This is a genomic window from Roseobacter sp. FCG-D35, from assembly GCF_033436665.1.
In the GTDB taxonomy this organism is placed as follows: Bacteria; Pseudomonadota; Alphaproteobacteria; order Rhodobacterales; family Rhodobacteraceae; genus JAWQFO01.
This window is the reverse complement of record NZ_JAWQFO010000006.1, coordinates 184492-206856: the sequence shown is the minus strand read 5'-3', so window position 1 is coordinate 206856 and position 22365 is coordinate 184492. Positions and strand designations below refer to the sequence as shown.

Sequence of the window (22365 nt, the reverse complement as noted above, 5' to 3'; positions counted from 1 at the left end):
TGACTACCACGGTCAACTATCTACGATACAATGGAATTTTCGCACCAAGGATCAAATGGGAACTGCCGTCAACAAAGTCGACTTGTTCGGAGGAGGTGCTGCGGCGGCGCCGGAACGGGTTTACCGGGACCTGCGCGCACGGATCATCGACTTCGACCTGCCGCCCGGTTCGACGCTCAGTCGCGGCGAGTTGACCGCGCAATACCGCGTCAGCCAGACCCCGGTGCGCGAGGCGCTGCAGCGGCTCGAACAGGAGGGGCTGGTCCGGATCTTTCCGCAGTCGCGGACCGTGGTGTCGAAGATCGACGTGCGGCAACTCTCCGAAACGCATTTCCTGCGGGTCTCAGTCGAGACAGAAGTCGTGCGCAGGCTCGCATCCGGCGACGGCGTGGACGTGGTCGGACGCGCGAAGGCCATCGTCGACATGCAGGAGATCCTGGTCGGCACGGAAGATCAGATGCCGATGTTCTCCGATCTCGACCGGACCTTTCACCGGACGCTGTTCGAAGGCGTCGGGATGGAAAGCCTGCATGCGCTGCTGCTCGTTCGGCTGGGTCACCTCTATCGCTGCCAACGGCTCGAACTGCCCCTCGAGGGCAAGATGCGCAGCATCGTCGACGCGCATCGGTCGATCCTCGACGGGCTGTCACGGCGCCATCCGCCGGCTGCGGTGGACGCCATGCGCCGGCACCTCTCGGGCACGATCAGCCGGGTCGAGGCGATCCGGGGCGAACACCCCGACTATTTCACCGACGACGACTTTCGCTGGGGCGGCGGCTAAACGCGCACCGGCGAACTGATCCCGAAACACCCGGAGGCCAAGACGTGATCCACCCAGAAGAACTGCGCGACGTGCTGCGCTCGGGGCTGCTGTCCTTTCCGGTGACGCCCTTCGATGCCGAAGACGCCTTCAACCCGCGCGCCTTCGCCGCGCATCTCGAATGGCTGTCGCCGCACGACATCGCCGGGCTAATCGTGGCGGGCGGCACCGGCGAACTCTTCAGCCTGACGCCGGACGAGGTGGTCGCGGTGGTCCGGGCGGCCCGTGCCGCCCAGCCCGACCGTCCGGTGATCGCCGGCTGCGGCTACGGCACCCGGCTCGCCTGCGAGATGGCGCAAGGCATCGAGGCGGCGGGTGCCGACGGCATCCTGCTGCTGCCGCATTACCTGATCGGCGCACCGCAGGACGGGATCGAGACACACATCCGGACTGTGTGCAATGCGACCCGCATGGGGGTCATCGTCTACAACCGCGGCCAATCGGTCGTTTCGGCGGACACGCTTGCGCGGCTGGCCGACGGCTGCCCGAACCTCGTCGGTTTCAAGGACGGCACCGGCGACATCGACACGGTCAAGCGGATCACCGTGAGCCTCGGCGACAGGCTGGCCTACATCGGCGGGATGCCGACGCACGAGCTTTTCGCGCAAGCCTACCGCGGTGCCGGGGTCGACACCTATTCCTCGGCCGTCTTCAACTTCGCCCCCGAAACCGCGCTTGCGTTTCATCGGGCCTTCACCGCCAGGGACGACGCAGCCTGCGAGCACATGCTGCGCGATTTCTACTATCCCTTCGCGCGGATCCGCGACCGCAAGACCGGCTATGCCGTATCCGCGATCAAGGCCGGCGTCACGCTGCGGGGTTTTGACACCGGATCGGTCCGCCCGCCGCTCACCGACTTGACCGGTGAAGAACGGGACATGCTGTCGGCATTGATCGCCTCGCGGCGATGACGGCGGGCGAAATGCGGGATGTGCAGGCGGTCGTTGCGGCTGAAACCGATCCACCCGGGTTCAGCGCGGAGCCGGATCGAAGGCCCGGATACGCTCCACGCACAGCGCCTTGAACGCCTTGAGCGGCGAGTAACTCTCGGCAAAGGCGCGGTTGTAGAGATTGACCGGCAGCTCCCAGAGCGGGTCCTCGAGCTCCAGCTCGACGAGGCCGGCCTCGATCGCCGGCGCGACCAGCGGGCCGATGAGAACCGAGATAAAGTCGGAACCTTTAATGAAGGCGGTGAGCGTGGCCGGCGAATTCGAGCGCATCACGAAGCGCGGCGGCGGCAGCCCGCGCAGCGCCATGAAATGCCGTGATTGCTGGACGATGATGTCATCCTCGTAGAATCCAACCCAGGGCGTCGAAACCATGTCCGCCGCCGAGATGCATCGCTTTTGCCCCAATGGTGATGCCGGATCGGCGACGACTTTCATCGGCAGGTTCACGACGTGCTGTTGTTCGAACCCGTCCGACAGCAGCCGGGCGATGGACCCGGCGGCCACGACAACGTCAAGTTCTCCGTCCGCAAGACGCGCAGCGAGCTGGTCCCCGACGCCGGAGATGAGGTCGAAAGACAGGTCCGGGAATTGCCGGTGCATTTCGCGCAGCGTGCCTGGCAGGAGCGTCGCCGCCCAGGCGACACCGGCGCCGATCCGAAGCGTGCCGCCGGCATCTCCGCGCTGCATTCGCATCTCGTCCGAGGCCAGTCGCCCGCCCTGCCGCAGCGCGGTCCCGAACCGGTAAAGCGCGTCCGCGGCGGGCAGGGGCGCCATGCCCTTGACCGAGCGCTCGAAAAGGGGCTGGCCAAGTTCGTCCTCGAGGTTCTTCAGGCTCACGGTCAGCGCGGGCTGCGTGATGCCGAGGCGCTCCGAAGCCCGGTGAATGTTCTGCGTCTCGTAAACCGCGAGAAACTGCGCGATCCGCCGGTTTAAAAAGAGCGAGTCCATGCTTCGATAAATCATGCTTATCGAGAACGCTTCAATACTCATTTTACATTATCTTGATCGGCGCGGCATCCTCTTGGTGGAGCTTCGGGAGGAAACGATGAAATCGGTCTTTGTGCTGTTCGACAGCCTCAATCGCGCAGCCCTCGGCGCCTATGGCGGCACGACGGTCAAGACGCCGAACTTCGACCGTTTCGCAAAACGTGCGATGACCTTCGATCGGCACTACGTCGGGTCTCTGCCCTGCATGCCGGCGCGGCGCGACATGCATTCGGGGCGGCTCAACTTCACGCACCGGTCCTGGGGGCCGCTCGAACCGTTCGACAATTCGTTTGCGCAGATCCTCGGCGACGCAGGTGTCTACACTCACCTGATTACCGACCACCTGCACTACTTCGAGGATGGCGGGTCTGGCTATCACACGCGCTTCAACACCTGGGAGTTCATCCGCGGGCAGGAGCACGACCCCTGGGTGGCGATGGTCGAGCCACCCGTGGACCGGTTCCGCGAGACATATTCGGACAAGAACTATCCCTTCGACCGCTCGGACAAGCGGTTTCAGGGCATGATCAATCGCGAGGTGATCCGGGAGGAAAGGGATTTCCCGGGGCCGCAGTGCTTCGACGCGGGGCTGGCGTTCCTCGACCGCAACCGCGCCGCACAGGACTGGCTTCTGATGATCGAGTGCTTCGATCCGCACGAGCCGTTTCATGCCCCCGAGCCCTACCGCGACGCCTACGAAAGCGGGTACGAAGGGCCGATCCTCGACTGGCCGCGCTATGCGGAAGTGACCGAGAGTGACACCGAGATCGCAGAGATCCGGGCCAATTACGCAGCACTTCTGGCGATGTGCGACGCGCATTTCGGGCGCCTGCTCGACTATTTCGACGAACACGATCTTTGGGCCGATACCGCACTGGTGCTGTCGACCGACCACGGGTTCCTGCTGTCCGAGCATGACTGGTGGGGCAAGATGCGCACACCATATTACGAAGAGATCAGCCACATCCCGCTGATGATCCACGATCCGCGTGCGCCGCAGGCGGCGGGGCGGCGCAGCGAGGCACTGACCCAGACCGCGGATCTCATGCCCACGCTGCTGGGTCTCAACGGTGTCGCGGTCCCCGCCGAGGTGCGCGGGCGCGATCTGCACGATACCGTTGCCGGACGCGACAAGATCGGCCGCGATGTTGCCGTCTTCGGCGTCTTCGGCGGGCCGCTCGGCGTCACCGACGGGCGCTATTCCTACTACCACTACCCGCCGGACCTCTATGCCGAAGGGCTGCGGGAATACACGCTGATGCCCACGCACATGGACACGTTCTTTACCGCCGAAGAGCTGCGCACCGCGACACTGTCGCCGGGGTTCGACTTCACGCGGGGCGCGCCGGTGCTGTCGATCGCAGCCCTGCCGGGGGCGAAGCGGGTGCCGATGAACGACGGGCTGGCCTTCGGGGACGTCGGAACGCGCCTCTTCGATATCTCGAAGGACCCCGAGCAACAGCAGCCGCTGGACGATCCGGCGGTGGCCGAACGGCTGATGCGCGGCGCGGTCGCGGTGCTCGAGGATCTCGACACGCCTCAGGAGGTCTATGGCTGGTACGGGATCGAAACCTACAGGACACATGCAAGGGAGGAACCACATGCAACTGTCACCTAAACTGATCGGCGCGGCCCTCGGGCTGGCGCTTGCGACGGGTCCGGCGCTGGCCGAGTTTCCCGAACGCAACATCGAGAACATCTATCCCTGGAACCCCGGCGCGACGATGGCGGCAAGCCAGGTCATCGCCGACGCGATGGGCGAAGAACTCGGCGTCAACATCTCGGTCGTCTCGACGCCCGGCGCCGGCGGGGTCAAGGCCTTCGAGACCGCGCTGTCGCGGGATGCCGACGGCTACACGATTATCGACGGCTACGTGGCCCCGCTGGTGCTGCAGCCGATGCAGGGCAACGCGGACTGGAGCTACACCGATTTCGTGCCGCTGTGGTCGGCGACCGCGAACGCTTTCGCCATCGCGGTGCGCAAGGGCGACGACCGCTTTCCGGATCTCGACGCGCTGATCGACTACATGCGCGAGAACCCCGGCGAGCTGCGCTATTCGCCTGGCACGCCCGGCGCGCTGCCGCACATGTCGGCCGCCAAGATGATGCAGGTGGCGGACGTGCATGCCCAGGTGGTACCTTACCCGGAAATCGACGCGGCGGTACGTGACGTGCGCGGCGGCATCCTTGATTTCATGGTCATCAACACCGGCGTTTACGCGATCAACAAGGAAGACGTCGACATCCTTGCCGTGCTGTCGGATTTCGGCGCGGCCTCAGAAACCTACGGCGGTGCCCCGCTGGTGGGCAGCTTCGGCATCGACATCGAGATGACCGGCCTGTCGACGATGGGCTGGAACTGGTGGCTGGTCGAAAAGGGCACGCCCGAGGATGTGGTCGCGACGCTGCGCGGCGCCATGGGCGCGGCCCTGGCGCGCGAGGACATCCAGCAGAAACTGATCGACATGGGCTACGTTCCGACCCTGCAGGCCCCTGAAAGCTACGACGCGGTCGTGGGCCCGATCGCGGAACAGATCAGCAGCGGGATCGACGCGATCGCCTGGGAAGAAGGCAAGCTCGGCCAGTGACACGGGGACACCGGCGCGGCAAACTCGCCGGGGCAGGGGCATGGTCGGATGTCGGCCATGCCCGGCGCAAGGGAGAGACCGGTGCGACGTTACGGGTATGACTGGATCGTCTGGGCGCTCATGCTCGGGCTTCCGGCCGTTGCATTCTGGCAGATCGCCACGTCGCTGACCGAACAGGAGGTGGCCAGCGGCGGCCCGATGCAGAACGCCGCGATCTTCCCCGAGATCGTCGCCTGGGTTCTGCTGGGTCTCTGCGGACTGCAGGCGCTGCGGATCGCGACGGGTCATGTCGGCCAGCCCTCGCCTGTCGAGGGCACGCCGACGACCCGGACGGCCCTGACCGCCAGTGCACTGTTCATTGTGTTCCTGCTGTCTCTCGGCTGGCTCGGCTACTACATCGCGGCACCGCTGCTGCTTGCGGCGCTGCTGCGGCTCTTCGGGGTCGGCTGGCTCAACACGCTGCACTTTGCCGTCGGGCTTACCGTCGCTGTGGCCTTCATCTTCGAGGGCCTGCTGAACGTGGTGCTGCCGCTCGGCTTTTCGAAATTCACCTTCTTCGGCTAGGAGGCCCGCGTGTTCGACCTGCTGTCCGAAGGGGCGCCGCTTTTCTTCACCGTGCAGTCGGTCCTGCTGACGCTGGTCGGCGTCGTGGCCGGTCTGCTGATCGGCGTGCTGCCCGGACTCGGCCCGCTGCTGGGCATCGTGCTGATGCTCCCGGTCGCCTTCCATCTGCCACCGATCGCGGCCATGGGCATGCTGATCGCGATCCAGGTCGGCGGTTCGGCTGGCGGGTCGATCTCTGCGATCCTGTTACGCATCCCGGGCACGCCGCTTGCCGCTGCGACGCTGTTCGACGGCTATCCGATGGCCCAGAAAGGCCGCAGCCAGGACGCCATAGGGCTCGCGATCACCGCCTCGGCACTCGGCGGGCTGGTGGGTGGTTGCGTCTTGCTCTTCTTCTCGCCCATCGTCGCGGCCTTCGCGCTGAACTTCGCGCCCCCGGAATACGCCGCGATGGCCGTTCTGGGCCTTTTGACCATCGCCATCGTCTCGGAAGGCTCGGCGATCAAGGGGCTGATGGCCGGCTGTTTCGGCCTGCTGATCGCCACGGTCGGCACGGACGAGTTCACCAACGCCTACCGCTTCACCTTCGGGAACTTCAACCTGACCAGCGGCCCGCACATCGTCGCGGTTGTCGTCGGTCTCTTCGCGCTTTCGGAACTCTTCTTCCAGGTCGAGGCCGGCGGGTTCCTGCAACGGCCCGACATCCAGCGCATCGCGGTGTCGTTTCGCGCCCTGCGCCTGATCCTGCGCCACAAGCTCAACGTGCTGCGCTCGGCCCTGATCGGGACGTTCTTCGGGGCCATTCCGGGTGCGGGCGGCGATGTGTCGGCCTTCATCTCCTACGCGGTGGCGCGCCGGCTCGCCAAGCCCGAGGAAGGGTACGGCGAGGGCGCCGAGGGCGGGGTGGTCGCGACGGAAGCGGCCAACAACGGCTGCTGCGGCGGGGCGCTGATCCCGACGCTGTCGCTGGGCATCCCGGGCGATGCCTCGACGGCGGTGCTGCTCGGCGCGCTCTTCCTGCTGGGGTTCTTTCCGGGACCGGAGCTCTTCCGCTACAATCCAGATATCGCGGGCGGCATCTTCATCGCCTATCTCACCAGCAACGTCATGCTGCTGATCGCGGGCATCGTGCTGGTGCCGTTTTTCGGCGCGGTGCTGAAGGTGCCCAAGGCCTGGCTTTTGCCCGCGGTGCTGCTGCTTTCGGTCATGGGTACCTATTCGCTGCAGAACTCGACCTTCGACCTGTGGGTGATGCTTTTCTTCGGCGTCGTGGGCTACCTGATGCGCCGCGCAAGTTATCCGCTGGCGCCGATCATCATCGGGATCATCCTCGGGCCCATTCTCGAGAACAACCTGCGGCGGTCCCTGCTGATCTCGCGCGACGGGCCGATGATCTTCATCGAACGGCCCATTTCGGCAACGATCCTCGTCATCGTCGCGCTTCTGTTCGCCTACGTGGTCTATTCGACGATCTATCCCAAGACGACAACGCGGTCCGCCGAGGCAACGGACGGGGTGAGTCGCGAGCCCTGACGCATCGGGCTGGTCTCAACGATCCGGACCGGTCCCGTCGCGGCGGGACCCGCGCGGTGCCATTGCGGCAAGCGCAAAGTCCGTCGCCTGTTCGACCTGGCGGCGGATTTCGGCCTCCGACACGGTGGGTCGACGCCCGATGAGCAGTTCGACCTGCAGGCCGCCGCGCAGCATCTCGGGCAGGATCCGGGCGACGAAGGCCGGGTCCGGCACATCGAGCGCACCAGCGCTTGCCTGCTCGGTCAGCCAGTGCTCGAGCACCTTGCGCAGCCGCATCGGGCCTGCCTGCCAAAGCAGGTCGGCGGTGTCGCGGTCGGCGCCGCCGGTGGCGATGAACTGGCGGAAGACGGCGGTGACCTCGGGCGACAACAGGCGGGTGACGAAGGCCGTGCCGACGGCGATCAGCCAGTCGCGGGGGGCCAGAACCTCTTCGTCCGGCAGGGCGGCATCGCGGGCGATCCCGCTGACGATCTGTTCGATCACCGCCCGCAACAAGCCTTCCTTGCCGCCGAACTCGAGATAGACGTTCCGGCGCGACCCGCCGGTTTCGGCGATGATGTCATCGAGCGATGTCGCTTCGAACCCCTTCTCGACGAACAGTTTTCGCGCCGCCGCGATCATCTTCTCGCGGCGCGCTTCCTGACGGCTGCGCTCAATCGTTTCCGCCATTCCCGGTCCTTCGTCTTGACGTGGTATCTGTCAGTACCATATGTAACCGAACGTTGGTATTCAAGAGTACCGTTTTCGGAGGACGACAGATGCGACACATGTTGCCCGCAGCCGCCCTGCTGCTGCTTGCCGCCTGCTGGGGTGAGGAGGAGCCCCTCCCGGACGATACTCCGCGCGCGGTTCGCACGATCGTCGTCGCTGCCGAAGACCCGGTGCGCGTGCGGCATTTCCCTGCGATCCTCGAACCGCCCGAGATCACGCGGCTGGCTTTCGACGTGACCGGCCGGCTTGGCCCGCTGGGCCTACGGATCGGGCAGGAGGTGTCCGAGGGCGAGGTGCTGGCGCAGGTCGAGGCGGTCGATGCGTCTTTGCGGCTGGAACAGGCCAGGGCCGCGGTGACCGAGGCCGAGGCCGGGCTGGCCAACGCCGCCGATACCGCGAACCGCCAGCGCACGCTGGCCGAACGCGGCGTCGCGTCCGAGGCGGCCCGCGACAGCGCGGTCACCGCCGAGCGGCAGGCGCAGGCGCGACTGGAACAGGCCGAGAAGAACCTCAACCTGCTCGAAGAAAGCCTCGCCGACACCAGCCTCAAGGCGCCGTTCGACGGGATCGTGAACACCATCGAGGTCGATGCGTTCGGCAACGTCGCCGCGGGTCAGCCGGTGGTCACGATCTACCCCGACACCGGCCTGCAGGCGACGATCCTCGTGAGCTACGACGTGGTGTCGCAGCTGTCGCTTGGCGATCCGGTCAGCGTGCTGCCGACGGACGGTCCCGACGCGCCGCTCGAAGCCACGATCACCGAGATCGCCCGGCGCGCGCCGGCGGTGTCCTCCTTCCCGGTGGTGGTGACGCTCGAAGACACGCGGCCCGACCTGCGCTCGGGCATGGCCGTGGGCGTCAGCTTGCCGCTGCCGCTTCCGGAGGCCGCAGACGGTCTGCCGATCCCGATTTCCGCGCTGGCACTCAACCGGTCGGCCAAACTCGACGATCTGACGCGCACGGCAGATGTCTTCGTGTTCACGGAAGGCGACGGGGAGGCGCCCGGCACCGTCACGCCGCGCACCGTCGGAATCTCCGCCGTGGTCGAGGACAAGGTCTTTGTCACCGACGGGCTTTCCGAGGGCGAGCGCGTCGTGACCGCGGGCGTGTCGTTCCTGCGCGCAGACCAGCCGGTCACGCTCTGGGAGGAGTCGCCATGAGCGCGCTGACCCGTTTCGGACTGTCCTACAGCCGCCTGACGATCCTCGTCTCGATCCTTTTGATCGCGGTCGGCGTCTCGAGCTACCTGAACTTCCCCAAGCGCGAGGATCCAGCGATCACCGTTCGGACCGCGATCGTGACCGCGGCCAACGAGGGGCTGACGCTTGCGCAGCTCGAAGAACTGGTGGCGCTGCCGCTGGAGGAAGCCGCCCGCGCGGTTCCCGGCGTCTCGGAGGTCCGGACGCAGCTGACCGGCGGGGCGGCGATCCTCCAGGTCGATCTGGCAGACGAAGTGCCCGAGGAAGACCTCAAGCGCGTGTTCGACGAGATCCGCGACGACATGGACGGGCTGGCGCGAACGTTGCCCGAGGGAACGCTCGGCCCGATCGTGAACAGCGACTTCGGCGATGTCGCCGTCGCCACCATCGCGGTCACCGGGGAAGGGTTCGCGCTGCCCGAAGTGGAGGACGCTGCGAAGGCGTTGCGCGACAGGCTCTACGCGCTCGACGCCGTGGCGGCGGTGACGCTCTACGGTCAGCAGGACGAGGTCGTGACACTCCAGATCGACCGGGCGCGGCAGGCGGCCATCGGGACGACACTGAACCAGGTGATCGCCGCGGTGCGCGATCAAAACGTGCGCCTCCCGTCGGGGTCGGTGGTCAGTGGCACGGCGCGGGTGCCGCTGGATACCTCCGGAGACCTCGCAGGGGTCGAGGACATCCGCGACCTGCTCATCGAACTGCCGGATCAAGGCCTGGTGCGGCTTGGCGATCTTGTCACCGTGACGCGCGGACTGTCCGACCCGCCGGTGCGCCCGGTCTTTCAGGATGGCCGACCGGCCATTGTGCTTGCGGTCGAGATGCAGGATGGCGAGGACATAACCGACGTGGGGCCGCAACTGAAGGAAACCGTCGCGGCATTTCTCGCCGGCCAGCCCATCGGGATCGACGCGACCTTCAGCACCTTCCAGCCCGAGATCGTCGAGGACAGCGTCTACGGCGCGCTGCTGAACATGGCGCAGACCTTCGCCGTGGTCCTCATCGTGATGCTGTTTTTCCTCGGCTGGCGCGAGGCGCTTGTGGTCGCGGCCATCGTTCCGTTGGCCGTCAGCTTCGCCTTCGGGTTAATGGGTCCGTTCGGGGTCGAGCTTCAGCAGGTCTCGATTGCTGCGATCATCATTTCGCTCGGCCTGCTTGTCGACAACGGCGTCGTGATCGTCGAGGACATGCAACGCCGGATCGGCGAGGGCGCGGCCCGTGCCGACGCGGCGATCGAGGCCGGGCGACAATACGTCGTGCCGCTGGCCATCGCTTCTGTCACGACGGTGGCCGCCTTCCTGCCGCTTTTCCTGCTGATCGGGACCGAGGGCGAATACGGGTATTCGCTGGGGGTCGTGGTCATGCTGATGCTGACGGGCAGCTTCCTGTCGGCGCTCTACATCCTGCCGCGGATCGCGGTATGGATCATTCCAGAACCGGAGGCCGAGCCAAAACCGACGGTCTTCGACCGGGTGGCCGACAGGTATGCAGCACTGGTGCGACGCGTGATCGCCTGGCCGCTGGTCTCCGCCGGGTTGGTTCTGCTTGTGATCGGCTTCGGGGCATCGCGGATGCCGGGCGTGCCGCAGCAACTGTTCCCGCTGTCCGAACGCGCCCAGATCCTCGCCTATCTCGACATGCCGAAAGGCACCGACATCTCGGAGACGCGCGACACGGCGCTGGCGTTCTCGGACTGGCTGACCGGCGCGGAAAATCCCGAGGTCACCGGCGTCACCACCTATGTCGGCGCAGGCGGCCCGCGCTTCGTGCTTTCGCTGGATCCGGCGGATGTCGATCCGGCTTCGGCCTTCCTGCTGATCTCGACAAGTTCGTTCGAGACTTCGAGCGCGGTTCTCGACCGCGCGCGCGCTCATGTTGCCGCGCGTGTTCCGGACGCGCAGGTACGGCTCAAACGGCTCGCCATGGGCGGGCGCGAACCGAGAGTCGACGTCGAATTGAGCGGGCCGGATCCCGACAGGCTGTTGGCGGCGGCCTACGACGTCGAGGTAGCCTTTGCCGAAGTGCCCGGCCTGATCCAGAACCGCAACGACTGGGGCGCCAAGCGCCTCACGGGGCGGATCGATATCGCGCAGGACCGCGTGCGCCCGTATGACCTGACCTCTCGCGACATCTCGGACCTCCTGGAAGGTTTCTTCGACGGGCGGCAGATCAGCACATTGCGCGATGGCGAGAGGCTGGTGCCGATCCTGCTGCGCGGCGCGCCGGAGGATCGGCAGGACTACTCCGCCATCGCGAACGCGGCCTTCAGTGCCGACGGGCAGGTTCTGTCGATCGACCAGCTTGCGGACCTGCAACCGCGGCTCGAGTTCTCGACCCTGCGCCGTATCGACCAGATGCCGACCGTCACCGTTTCGGCAATTTCCGAGACCATGCCGTCGGCGGCGCTGCTGGAGCATGTGCGCCCGGCGCTGAACCGGATCGCAGAAGACCTCGGGCCGGGCTACGACCTCGGCATCGGCGGCGAGCCTGAAAACTCCGCCGAGGTGCGCACCAAGCTCGGCGGCGGATTCCCGATTGCCATCATGGTCATGCTCATCGCGCTGATGGTGCAGTTCGACAGTTTCCGGCGCGTCGGCATCACCGCCCTGTCGGTGCCGCTTGTCATCGCGGGTGTGCCGCTGGCGCTGCTGGCGGCGGGCAAACCGCTCAGCTTCTTCGGGATCCTGGGGCTGATCGCGCTGTCGGGGATCGTCATCAACAACGCCATCGTGCTGATCGACCAGATCGACATCGAGCGCCAGGACAAGGGTCTCGACGACGCCATCGTCGAGGCTGCGCGAAAGCGGTTCCGACCGATCCTGCTGACCTCGCTGACCACCGTCATCGGGCTGGCACCCATGGCCGTCGCCGGCGGCGCGCTGTGGGAGCCGATGGCGACTTTGATGATGGGCGGTCTCGGCGGCGCATCGATCCTCGCGCTGGTCTGGGTGCCGGCGCTCTACCGGCTTGCCTTCCGGCGGGCCGGGTCGACGGTATCGGACAGCCCAAAGGCGGCCACCGCATGACGACGGCCGGTGTCCGAGCGCCGACCGCCGCGCGGAACCGATGCTGGCGCTAGGTTTATCCCGCGTGGATCCCCAAAGGCGGAAGGAATCTGGATACGCTAAATAACATAACTAGCCTTATGGCGCTAAGCGTCGTGCTTGGGTGATCGAGACGGCGCCAGCGGAGAAATCCGGGAGTTTTCGCGATCCGAGGGTCGCGGAAGGTTATGCGTTGCCTGCGGCATTCCGGACCGGGCTGGTTGCCGGCGACGTGAACGAGACAGACCGATTCAACGACCGAGCCTCCCACGTCCGGCAAATGCCGGCGTCTTCCGATGGCGGTCCAATATTTGCGACCGCATGAGAGAAGCCGGTTGTAAATTGCGCCAAGCACAATACCGTTGGCACAAATCAAAACCGGGAGGACACCATGAGACTATTCACGAAACTCGCCGCGGCCGCACTTATCGCGTCGTCGGGGCCGGCCCTGGCGCAGCAGCAGCTCTCGATCGCGACCGGCGGCACGGGCGGCGTCTACTATCCGATGGGCGGCGGCCTTGCCGAGGTCATCAACAACCACGTCGAGGGCTTTTCCGCGACCGCCGAGGTCACCGGGGCCTCCGTCGAGAACATGGGCCTGATCGCGACCGGCGACGCCGACCTCGCCATCGCGCTGGCCGATACGGTGCAGCAGGCCTACCAGGGCACCGGACGGTTCGAGGGTCAGCAACTGCCGATGGTCCGGGCCGTCGGCTCGCTCTACGCCAACATGGTGCAGATCGTCGTGGCCGCCGATTCCGACATTCAGTCGATCGCCGACCTGCCGGGCAAGCGCGTGTCGGTCGGTGCACCGGGGTCGGGCACCGAGGTCAACGCCGAGACTTTGCTGGCCGCCAACGGAATCTCGTTCGACGATTTCACCGCCGAGCGGCTGAACTTCAACGAAACCGCCGACGCGCTCGCCAACGGCGACATCGACGCCGGCTTCTGGTCGGTGGGCTCGCCGACCTCTTCGATTCTCAACCTCGCCACCACCAACGAGATCCGGATGATCTCGCTGACCGACGAGGAAGTCGCCAAGGCCGATGAGGCCGACCCGACCTTCGCCCCCCTCTCGCTCGCGGGCGGCACCTACCAAGGGGTGGACGAGGACATCTCGACGCTGGGCGTGCCCAACGTGCTGGTCGTGTCCTCCGAGATGGACGAAGAGACGGTCTACCAGATCACAAAGGCCATGTACGAGAACATCGCCGACATGCAGGCGATCCACCCGGCCGCGAACGAGACCACCGTCGAGTTCTCGATGAACGCAACACCCGTACCGCTGCACGCCGGCGCGCTCCGGTACTACGAGGAAGCGGGCGCCGAGATCCCTGACACTCTGCGCGAGTGAGACGCGGCATCGGAGGAGCGTTCGCGCTCCTCCTTTACACGACCGCCGCTTTCGCTGCCGATCTGGTCGCGACACGCGCTGACGGGTTCGAGATCGCGCGCGTCGCGGTGCCCGACGGGGATGGTTGGTGCATCCACTGGAACCACTCCGTCAAGGGCTTCCCGGTACAGGACTGCTATGAGAACCGGTCGGGCGCGATGGTGCTGGTGCGCTCGCATCAGCCCGACTTCGCCGCCGGACTGGGCCATTTTCTCGGGCGTGGGCGACAGACATCGGACGGCAACGGCGGCTACTGGATCGAGGACATCGACGAAACCGTGGCAGGCAACGCCTACATCCTCAGACCCGGAGGGCCGGCCGTCGATCACCGCATCGTCACATCCAAAAAAAGCATCTCGCTGAGCGCTGCGGCCGCGCGCGACCGCGTGCGCATTGAACTGGAGACAGGGGAATGACCGACATCGAACCGGTGAGCCCGACCGCCGCCGCCGACCGAAACCAACCCTGGTGGGCCCTACGTCTGATCGCCGTCGTCGGGATCTTGCTGTCATTGTTCCAGCTCTGGGCGGCGGGCATTCAGCCGCTTGGGCTGTTCTTTCAGCGTCCCATCCACCTCGGCTTCATCCTTGTCCTGTGTTTCCTGATCTATCCGGTCACCGGCGACCGTCCGCGCGGCGCCATCGGCTGGGTGATCGACGGGACCCTGATCCTCTGCGGCGTCCTCGTCGGGTTCTGGGTGCCGGCCAACATCGACGCCATCGCCAACGCGATCTTCCCGCGCACGCAGGACGTTGTCGTGGGCGTCATCACCACGCTTGTCGTGCTGGAGGCCGCGCGGCGCGCGATCGGTCTTGCCATGACGCTGATCGGCGCGCTTTTCATCGTCTATGCCTTTGCCGGAAACCGGGGAGAGCTGCCGTTTCTCGCCGATTGGCTGCCGGGCATTCTCAATCACCGCGGCTACACGCTCGACCGGCTGGCGAGCCAGCTGACGCTCGGGGCCGAAGGCATCTACGGCATCCCGCTGGGTGTCGCCGCGACGTTCATCTTCGTCTTCGTCCTCTTCGGCGCCTTCCTCGAGGTGACGGGGGCCGGCAAGTTCTTCATCGACCTCGCCTACGCCTCCACCGGGCGGCAACGCGGCGGTCCGGCCAAGGCCGCGGTGATCGCCTCTGCCGGGATGGGGTCGATCTCGGGCTCCGCCATCGCCAATGTCGTGACCACGGGCGCCTTCACGATCCCGCTGATGAAGCGTCTGGGCTACAGACCGGCGCAGGCCGGCGGCATCGAGGCGGCCGCCTCGACCGGCGGACAGATCATGCCGCCGCTGATGGGCGCGGGTGCATTCCTGATGAGCGAGTTCACCCGGATCCCCTATATCGAGATTGTCCTGATCTCGATCTTCCCCGCGGTTCTCTACTTCGGCGCTGTCTACCTGCTGGTGCATATCGCGGCATTGAAACAGGGGCTGAAAGGCCTGCCCGCCTCCGAGCTGCCGCGTGTGCGGGACGTGCTGAAGGAAGGTTGGCACTTTCTTCTGCCGCTCGGCATTCTCGTCTGGCTGCTCGTCGCCGGGTACTCGCCGATGCGGGTCGGCTTCTACGCCATCCTGTCGGTGATGGCCTCGGCCGCACTGCGCGCCGTTCTGTCCTATCTGCAGCATGACCGGACGGCAGAGGGCGCAATGGCAATGGTGAAAGCCGGCTTCTGGAAAACCGTCGAGGCGCTCGAACTCGGCGCGCGCAACGCCGTCGCGGTCTCGGTCGCCTGTGCCGTCGCCGGGATCATCGTCGGCGTCGTCGGGCTGACGGGTCTGGGTCTGAAGTTCTCGGCCATGATGCTGGCCTTCTCGGGCGGCAACCTGTTCCTCGCGCTGATCCTCGTTGTGATCGCCTCGCTGATCCTCGGCATGGGGCTGCCGGTGACCGCGGCCTACATCGTGCTCATTATCCTCGTGGGGCCGGCCCTTCAGAACGAATTCGGCGTTCCGCTGATCATCGCGCATCTCGTCGTGTTCTGGTGGAGCCAGGATTCCAACGTCACGCCACCGGTAGCGCTGGCCGGGTTCGCCGGCGCCGCCATCGCCAATTCCGGGCCAATGGAGACCTCCGTCCAGGCGTGGAAATATGCCAAGGGTCTCTACCTCATCCCGCTGTTCATGATCTACAACGAGCCGATCATCCTCGGCGGTCCGCTGCCCCTCGTGCTCTGGAACGGTCTTCTTGCGGTCATGGCGCTGACTGCCTTCGCCGCCGCGATCGAGGGGTATCTCTTTGGCCCGATGAAAACATGGATGCGCGCGGTGGCCGCAATCGGGACCGTGGGGTGCTTCTGGCCGTCCTTCACCGTCGAGGCCGTCGGGCTGGCGCTGATTGCGGCGACGCTGACGCTGAACTGGATGGGCAACGGGGGCGGCGATCCGAAGGTGGCCTGACGTCCGGCAGCAACGGGCGGACTGCGACCGTCCCTGCCCCGCCGTCGATCCTTGATTGGCGGTTGCTGCGACGGACCTGCCTTTGCCAACGCGGCGGTGGACAATCGCGCGAGCCGCGATCACCTCGCCCGCTGCCCGCCATGCGCCGAGGGAATGGATAAGGACAGGCCCCGCGGTTCGGAGCGCGTGCGCCATGCCCTAGGCTGACCCCGACGCGATCGGTTGAAAGTTACGGCATGGATCCCTGCAATCTGGTTCTCGTGATGTCCGACGAACATGCCGGCCGGTATCTTGGCTGCGGCGGGCACCCGGTCGTGCGCACACCCAACATCGACCGCCTGGCGCAGGGCGGCACGCGGTTCACCAACGCCTATTGCAACAGCCCCATCTGCATGCCGTCGCGCGCTTCGTTCATGACCGGGCGCTATCCGCACCAGACCGGACACTGGTGCAACGTCACCCCGTACGACGGGCGCGAACCGACCTGGGCGCACGGGTTGCAGCAAAACGACGTACCGGTTCATGCCATCGGCAAACTGCACTTTCGCAATGCCGAGGTGGATGCGGGCTTCGACGCCCAGGACCATGCGATGTATGCCGTCAACGGTATCGGTGACCTCTTCGGCGCCATCCGCCAGTCCGCGCCGCTTCCGGTGCGCCACGGCGTCCGGGAAGTGGCCGAAAAGGTCGGGCGCGGGGAATCCGATTACACGCGCTATGACCGCACCATCGCCGATGCCGCCGTGCATTGGCTGACCGATGTGGCGCCGGGGTTGCCGGAACCCTGGGTTCTCTACGTGGGGTTCGTCGCGCCGCATTTCCCGCTGATCGCGCCGGACACGTTCTACGATCTTTACGATCCCGAAAGCCTGCCCCTTCCCAAGGCCTGCCGCCCCGAGGACTGGCCTGATCATCCCTGGATCGAAGGGTTCCGCCACGCCTACATCACCGACAGCTTCTTCGATGACGATCTTCGCCGCCGGGCCATCGCTGCGTACTACGGTCTTTGCAGCTTTACCGACCACAATCTCGGCCGGGTGGTCGACGCGGTCGAGGCATCGGGTCAGACGGGGTCGACGCGGCTGATCTATGCGTCCGATCACGGCGACAACCTCGGGGCGCGCGGGCTTTGGCAGAAAAGCAACTTCTACCAGGAATCGGCGCATGTGCCGCTGGTGATTTCGGGGCCGGGGGTACCGGCGGGGAAGGTCGTGAACACCGCCGTCTCCCTGATCGACCTCTACCCGACGGTGTTCGACGCCACCGAGACGCCGGCTCCGGACGATGGCCGCCCGCGCGACGGGCAAAGCCTGTTCGAACTGGCGCAGTCTGCGGACGATCCCGAGCGCGAGGTCTTTGGCGAATACCACGCCGCCGGAGCGATCAGCGGCGCGTTCATGCTGCGCCGGGGGCCGTGGAAATACATTCACTACGCGCACCTGCCGCCGCAGCTTTTCAACCTCGAAACCGATCCGGAGGAACTGCAGGACCGGGCCGCCGATCCCGACTGTGCCGAGGTGCTCCGAGACTTCGACACCCGGCTGCGTTCCCGGCTGGACCCCGAGGAGGTGGATGCCCGCGCAAAGGCCGATCAGCTGGCCATTCTGAACCGGCACGGCGGCGCCGAGGCAGTGCTTGCCAAGGGCTCGATGGGAGCCAGCCCGCCTCCGGGCGCGACCTTTCAGGGCAACCGTACCGCCTGAGCCGCGGCCACTTTCCGGACGTCTTCTATGAGTTCGCGTGCCAGCGGCGGCAGGTAGGACGAGCGCCGCCGGATCAGCCCCGAGTCGCGGCGCACGGTCAGTCCGCGCCCGTGCACCGGCAGGATGGTCTCGCGCCCGGCGAGATCCAGTCGCAGAACCGAGACGAAGGACAGAAGGTCGGTGTTGGCCAGCACGTCGTAGAGCCCTTGCGTGTCGGCTATTTCCAGCGCCGGGACGGGCGGGGTCAGGCCGGCGTCGATGAAAAGCTGGTCGAACCGTCGCCGCACCACGTTGCCCAGGGGCAAGGCCCAACCGTGGCCCGCGAGATCCTCGAGGCCCGGATCGATCAGGCCGTGCGCCGGGTGATCCCGCCGCGCCACGACCGCCAGATCGCTCGACAGCAGGGTCTCGGTGCGCACCCGGGCGGTGAAGGCCTCGGGAATGTCGATGGGCGCAAGGGCGAAGTCGATGTTCCCGAGCAACATCTCGGCCACCAGGTGCTCCGGCGGTCCGGGAATGATCCGCACCCGCACGTTGGGCCGCCGTGCCAGCAGCCGTGAAAGGGCGGCGGGCAGGTAAATCTCCTGCCATGTGCCGCCTGCCCCCACGGCGATCTCGCCGGTCGTCGCGTTGCGGGTGGCGTCGATCCGGCGCAGTACGGCACGGAGGTTCCCATCGATCTCGCGCGCGGTCTCGGCCAGCATCTCGGCGAAAACCGTGGGTACCACGCCGCGCGGCTCGCGGTCGAAAAGAGTGAGGTCCAGATCGCGTTCGAGACGCTGGATGGTCTTGGACACGGCAGGCTGGTTCATGCCCAGCTGCTCCGCCGCCGCCGAAATGCTGCGGGCGTCGAACACGGCCAGAAAGATGCGCAGGCCGCGAAGATCCATGGCATTCCCTCCCTGACAGCTAACACAGCCGGACACTCCGCCAAGGAATGGCACGCCGGCGTCTCGCGCGCCAGCCGCTTCAGCCCTCGCGGACCACGCGGCGCAGCTGGTCGACAAACGTGTCGCAACATGGAAGCAGCGTTCGGTCGCGAAGCCGGATCACCCCGGCCCGGCGCGACCAGCCCAGCCAGTCGGCCGGCAACCGGCAAAGCCCCTCGGGCAGGCGGTTTCCGGCGATCTCGGGCATGACCGTGATATAGTCGGTGTCCTGCAGGATGGCGACGGTCAGGCTGTGCGCCACGGTCAGGACCACCGCCTGCGGTACGGGCAAGCCATTCTCGACAAAGGCATATTGCGTGGTCGGATCGTTGTCCGCCGGCAGAACCCAGCCATAGGAGTTGGTCTCTTCGTAACGCACCGGCCTTCCGAGGCGGATCAGCGGATGATCCTCTCGGACAACCAGGGACATGCCCACGTCGGCCATCGCCTCGCCCACAAGATCGCCGTCCATGTCGTCGGCGATGCGTCCCAGCACCAGGTCCACGTCACCCGCCATCAGCCGGGCGATCGAGTCGCTGCGCGACCCGGCCAGGATGCGGAACCGCACGTTGGGCGCAACGCGCGCCATCCGCCCGATGGCCGCCGGCAGAAGTCGGCCCAGCCAGAACTGCCCAACGCCCAGGGAGACCTCGCCGCCGTGCCCGGCATTGAGTGCCGCGAGATCACGGGTCAGGCTGCGCATGTCGGCCTCGAACCTCTGCATCCGCGACAAGAAAAATTGCCCGCTTGGCGTCGGGACCATGCCGCGTGGACTGCGGTCGAACAGCCGGACGCCAAGCTCGTCCTCGAGTCGCGCGAGGATTTTCGTGAGCGCCGGCTGGCTCAGCCCGAGATCGCGCGCGGCCGCCGAAAGGTTGCCCAGTTCCGAGATGCGACGCACCATCGTGACTTTGTGCACGTCCACGAAGTCATTCCTAATGGTTATGGATTACCCTCGACAAAGAGGTAATCGCGGATGCCTCTATCGTCTACCCTGCCGATGACCAATGACCGGAGTTATCCATGACATCCGCCCGCAACATGCTGTTCCTGCTGTCGGACGAACACAACCGCCGCATCGCGGGATGCTATGGCCATCCGCACGCCCATACGCCCAACATCGATGCTCTGGCCGAGCGCGGCACGCGCTTTACCCGCGCCTGGTGTAACAGCCCGATCTGCGTCCCGGCCCGCGCCGCGCTTGCGACGGGCCGGCACGTGCACGAAACGGGGCATTGGGACAACGCGCATCCTTACGACGGAACGCCGCCCTCCTGGCATCACGCGTTGCGCGATCAGGGATCCGACGTGGTGTCAGTGGGAAAGCTGCATTTTCGCGGTCTCGGAGATCACGGCTTCACCGAAGAAATCCTGCCCCTGCACGTTCTGAACAACCAGGGTGATCTCAAGGGGTTGTTCCGCCGCGATCTGCCGCCCAAGACGGGCACCGCCGATCTAGCCACGCAGGCCGGACCGGGGCAAAGCAGCTATTGCAGCTACGACGAACGGATCGCCGATGCCGCCTGCGACTGGCTGCGCAAACGTGCGGCATCGGGGCGCGACGACGGTTTCGTGCTCTTCGTGAGCTTCGTGATGCCGCATTTCCCGCTGATCGCGCCACAGGACCACTACGAGCGTTTCACGGCGCTCGACCTCGAGACGCTGCGGGAAGGTTTCACGCTGCCACCGCCAGATCACCCGACCCTGAACCGAATGCGCCATCATTTTGACTATGACGCGCACTTCGATGACGCCACCCGCGCCGATGCCCTCAGAGCCTATTTCGGCATGGTCTCCAAGATGGACGCCCTGGTCGGGCAGGTCCTCGAGGCGCTGTCGGCGTGCGGCTTTGCCGATGAAACGGCGGTCCTCTATGCCTCGGATCACGGCGACAATCTCGGAAACCGCGGCATGTGGGGCAAGTCGGTGATGTTCGAGGATTCGCTTGGCATTCCGATGATCCTCGCAGGGCCGGACCTGCCAAGGGGCCAGGTTTGCGACACGCCGGTCTCGCTGATCGACGTCGCCCCGACGATGACCGCGCTGGCAGGCATTCCCGACGACTATCCCGGAACCTCGCTGTTCGACATCGCAGGTGGCGCGACACCCGACCGTCCGGTCCTGGCGCAGTACCACGCGGCCGGCAGCGACACCGCGATGTTCGCCCTGACGCGCGGACGCTGGAAACTGGTCGAATACGTCGACGCCCCGTCGCAACTCTTCGATCTTGTCGACGACCCCGAGGAACGCACCGATCTCGCCGGCGTGCCGGAACATGCCGAAACTCTGGCAGCACTTGCCACTGAGCTTCGCACAATACTCGACCCGGAAGAGGTGAACGACCGCGCCTTTGCCGACCAGGCCGCCCTGATCGCACGCCACGGCGGCGCGCAGGCCATCGCCGCAAGCGCCGACATCCCGTTTACCCCCGCGCCAGGCTGAACCGCTGCATGCCGCGCGGGAATACAGAAAGACGAAAGACACCTTTGAAGGACATGCCATAGCCGCCCAATCTGGCGTTAAATGGCGCAGCAGACCGAACAAGTGTTAGGGAGGAGAACACATGAAACGCCTGATTGCATCGCTTGCCTGCGGGCTTGCCCTGAGTGCCGGTCTCTCCGGCGCGGCCCAGGCCGAATATCCTGAACGCCCGATCCGGGTGATCGTGCCCACCGATGCGGGGGGCAGCGTCGACGCCATCGCCCGTGTCATCCAGCGCCACGTGGAAAATGCCGACCCGCTGGGACAGAACCTTGCCGTGGTGAACCAGCCCGGCGCCGGCGGCACCATCGCCACCCGCAACGTCAAGGACGCCGACCCAGACGGCTATACCATCGGGCTCTGGCACGAGGGCCTCGTTACCTCGAAGGTGATGGGCGTGGTGGATTTCGACCATTCCGATTTCCGCATTCTGGGCGGCACCGGATACACCGAGATCGGCCTTGCCACCGGCAAGTCGAACGAGATCAAGAGCTATGAGGATCTGGCGTCGAAGGCCTCGGCGAACCCCGACACGGTGCTGGTCGCCACCAACGTCGGGCTGGCCGTGCATTTCGTGCCGCTGATGATGGAAGAGGAAGGCGACTACAAGCTGCGTTACGTGCAGACCGGCGGCGGGGCGAAACGCTTCCCCTCGGTCGTGGCCGGGCACACGGATGTCGCCATCTTCGGCGTCTCCGAGATGATCAAGTGGGCCGAGGCCGATCTCAACCCGCTGGTGATCTTTTCCGAAGAGCGCGTGCCCGAACTGCCCGATGTGCCGACCGCGCGCGAAATGGGCATGGATATCGTGGCCGACGGTCACCGGTTCTGGCTGGCCCCCAAGGACACGCCCGAGGAAATCGTGACCATGCTCACAGACATGCTGCGCGGTGCGGTGAACGATCCGGACTCGAAAGCCGAGCTCGAGGCCGCAGGCTTCCGCGCCGTGTTCGTCGAGCCGGAAGAGGCGGTCGCGGTTCTCGACACCTGGCGGTCCCGGGCCGAGCCCCTGCTCGACAAGGTCAAGGAACTCAACACCAACTGAGCCCTTCGGGCGGCGGGCCGGGA

18 protein-coding genes are annotated in these 22365 nt (G+C 66.0%); 14 read left to right on the top strand and 4 right to left on the bottom strand.

The window, feature by feature from the left end:
* Positions 1-55 precede the first annotated feature (55 nt).
* Complete coding sequence (locus tag R5H30_RS15260; protein ID WP_318329363.1) at positions 56-781, top strand: GntR family transcriptional regulator; 726 nt, start codon at positions 56-58, stop codon at positions 779-781.
* A gap of 47 nt (positions 782-828) precedes the next feature.
* Positions 829-1731, top strand: coding sequence for a 5-dehydro-4-deoxyglucarate dehydratase (locus R5H30_RS15255; protein WP_318329457.1), 903 nt, complete (start codon positions 829-831; stop codon positions 1729-1731).
* 60 nt (positions 1732-1791) lie between these two features.
* Here the strand turns inward: R5H30_RS15255 and R5H30_RS15250 are convergent, their stop codons facing one another.
* Positions 1792-2718: a LysR family transcriptional regulator gene (locus R5H30_RS15250; protein ID WP_318329362.1), complete on the bottom strand. Its 927-nt coding sequence runs from the start codon at positions 2716-2718 to the stop codon at positions 1792-1794.
* A 97-nt stretch (positions 2719-2815) separates the two neighbouring features.
* Between R5H30_RS15250 and R5H30_RS15245 the strand changes: the two genes are divergently transcribed.
* From R5H30_RS15245 to R5H30_RS15230, 4 genes are all read left to right on the top strand, one after another.
* Positions 2816-4375, top strand: coding sequence for a sulfatase (locus R5H30_RS15245; protein WP_318329361.1), 1560 nt, complete (start codon positions 2816-2818; stop codon positions 4373-4375).
* Positions 4359-5345 (top strand): Bug family tripartite tricarboxylate transporter substrate binding protein, encoded by a 987-nt coding sequence (locus R5H30_RS15240; protein WP_318329360.1) that lies wholly within the window; start codon positions 4359-4361, stop codon positions 5343-5345. Before R5H30_RS15245 ends, R5H30_RS15240 begins: the two co-directional genes overlap by 17 nt.
* Before the next feature lie 81 nt (positions 5346-5426).
* Positions 5427-5909: a tripartite tricarboxylate transporter TctB family protein gene (locus tag R5H30_RS15235; RefSeq protein WP_318329359.1), complete on the top strand. Its 483-nt coding sequence runs from the start codon at positions 5427-5429 to the stop codon at positions 5907-5909.
* A gap of 9 nt (positions 5910-5918) precedes the next feature.
* Positions 5919-7442: a tripartite tricarboxylate transporter permease gene (locus tag R5H30_RS15230; RefSeq protein WP_318329358.1), complete on the top strand. Its 1524-nt coding sequence runs from the start codon at positions 5919-5921 to the stop codon at positions 7440-7442.
* A gap of 15 nt (positions 7443-7457) precedes the next feature.
* Here R5H30_RS15230 and R5H30_RS15225 read toward each other — a convergent pair whose 3' ends face one another.
* Entirely contained in the window at positions 7458-8111 is a 654-nt protein-coding gene (locus tag R5H30_RS15225; RefSeq protein WP_318329357.1) for a TetR/AcrR family transcriptional regulator, read from the bottom strand.
* An 89-nt stretch (positions 8112-8200) separates the two neighbouring features.
* Here R5H30_RS15225 and R5H30_RS15220 point away from each other — a divergent pair, with 89 nt between their 5' ends.
* The 6 genes from R5H30_RS15220 to R5H30_RS15195 all read left to right on the top strand — a co-directional run bounded on the left by R5H30_RS15220 (position 8201) and on the right by R5H30_RS15195 (position 17887).
* A complete protein-coding gene (locus R5H30_RS15220; protein WP_318329356.1) occupies positions 8201-9313 on the top strand; it encodes an efflux RND transporter periplasmic adaptor subunit in 1113 nt (370 codons plus the stop codon).
* A complete protein-coding gene (locus R5H30_RS15215; RefSeq protein WP_318329355.1) occupies positions 9310-12378 on the top strand; it encodes an efflux RND transporter permease subunit in 3069 nt (1022 codons plus the stop codon). Before R5H30_RS15220 ends, R5H30_RS15215 begins: the two co-directional genes overlap by 4 nt.
* Positions 12379-12787: 409 nt before the next feature.
* Complete coding sequence (locus R5H30_RS15210) at positions 12788-13750, top strand: TAXI family TRAP transporter solute-binding subunit (protein WP_318329354.1); 963 nt, start codon at positions 12788-12790, stop codon at positions 13748-13750.
* The gene (locus R5H30_RS15205; RefSeq protein WP_318329353.1) at positions 13747-14205 is read left to right on the top strand and encodes a DUF1850 domain-containing protein; all 459 of its coding nucleotides are present in this window, start codon (positions 13747-13749) and stop codon (positions 14203-14205) included. Before R5H30_RS15210 ends, R5H30_RS15205 begins: the two co-directional genes overlap by 4 nt.
* Positions 14202-16184, top strand: coding sequence for a TRAP transporter permease (locus R5H30_RS15200; protein WP_318329352.1), 1983 nt, complete (start codon positions 14202-14204; stop codon positions 16182-16184). Before R5H30_RS15205 ends, R5H30_RS15200 begins: the two co-directional genes overlap by 4 nt.
* A 236-nt stretch (positions 16185-16420) precedes the next feature.
* Positions 16421-17887, top strand: coding sequence for a sulfatase family protein (locus tag R5H30_RS15195; protein ID WP_318329351.1), 1467 nt, complete (start codon positions 16421-16423; stop codon positions 17885-17887).
* On the opposite strand, the gene R5H30_RS15190 is transcribed toward R5H30_RS15195, so the two are convergent.
* Entirely contained in the window at positions 17866-18777 is a 912-nt protein-coding gene (locus R5H30_RS15190; RefSeq protein WP_318329350.1) for a LysR family transcriptional regulator, read from the bottom strand. The genes R5H30_RS15195 and R5H30_RS15190 overlap by 22 nt on opposite strands.
* A gap of 79 nt (positions 18778-18856) precedes the next feature.
* Positions 18857-19741, bottom strand: coding sequence for a LysR family transcriptional regulator (locus R5H30_RS15185; RefSeq protein WP_318329349.1), 885 nt, complete (start codon positions 19739-19741; stop codon positions 18857-18859).
* Positions 19742-19839: 98 nt separating this feature from the next.
* Between R5H30_RS15185 and R5H30_RS15180 the strand changes: the two genes are divergently transcribed.
* Together R5H30_RS15180 and R5H30_RS15175 are read left to right on the top strand one after the other, a co-directional pair.
* The gene (locus R5H30_RS15180; RefSeq protein WP_318329348.1) at positions 19840-21258 is read left to right on the top strand and encodes a sulfatase family protein; all 1419 of its coding nucleotides are present in this window, start codon (positions 19840-19842) and stop codon (positions 21256-21258) included.
* 121 nt (positions 21259-21379) lie between these two features.
* Positions 21380-22342 carry a Bug family tripartite tricarboxylate transporter substrate binding protein gene (locus R5H30_RS15175; RefSeq protein ID WP_318329347.1) on the top strand — a complete coding sequence of 321 codons (963 nt, stop codon included), beginning with the start codon at positions 21380-21382 and terminating at the stop codon, positions 22340-22342.
* The last annotated feature ends 23 nt before the right edge of the window (positions 22343-22365 follow it).